The organism is Bradyrhizobium sp. Crot121, assembly GCF_059512385.1.
Window position 1 is genome coordinate 1 of record NZ_JCAMOR010000432.1, and the last position, 401, is coordinate 401.

Genomic DNA, 401 nt, shown 5'->3' on the forward strand with positions numbered 1-401 from the left:
TCCAAACCATTCGGAACATCCTCGTTGGCGTTCAGGTTTGGCCATTCGCGATCACTGGGTTCGTGGCGATCGCCGGAGCGTTCATTGCCTTGATTGGCGCTTTTGCTAGCTCGCTTGACGTAATGGAATTCGGCAAGGCCGCTGCTGGGTTCGGAGCTATGGGATTTTTTGGCTGGCTCCTTTTTTTGATCGCCTTGCGGTCGGCCTAGGCCAGAAGGAAAGAAAATGACTGCACTGCTTGAAGTGAAAGACCTGCAAGTCCGTGTCGAGGATCGCGAAATCCTCCACGGGCTGTCGCTGACTGTTAATCCCGGCGAGGTCCACGCGATCATGGGGCCGAACGGCTCCGGCAAATCGACGCTCTCGCACGTCATCGCCGGCAAGCCCGGCTATGAGGTCAC

2 protein-coding genes are annotated in these 401 nt (G+C 57.1%); both read left to right on the top strand.

Annotation, left to right across the window (positions count from 1 at the left end; genetic code table 11):
* The coding region (locus AC5ZGW_RS47335; RefSeq protein ID WP_496114298.1) for a hypothetical protein at positions 1 to 209 on the top strand (209 nt) is incomplete at its 5' end.
* A 16-nt stretch (positions 210 to 225) separates the two neighbouring features.
* The coding region (locus AC5ZGW_RS47340; protein ID WP_496114299.1) for an ATP-binding cassette domain-containing protein at positions 226 to 401 on the top strand (176 nt) is incomplete at its 3' end.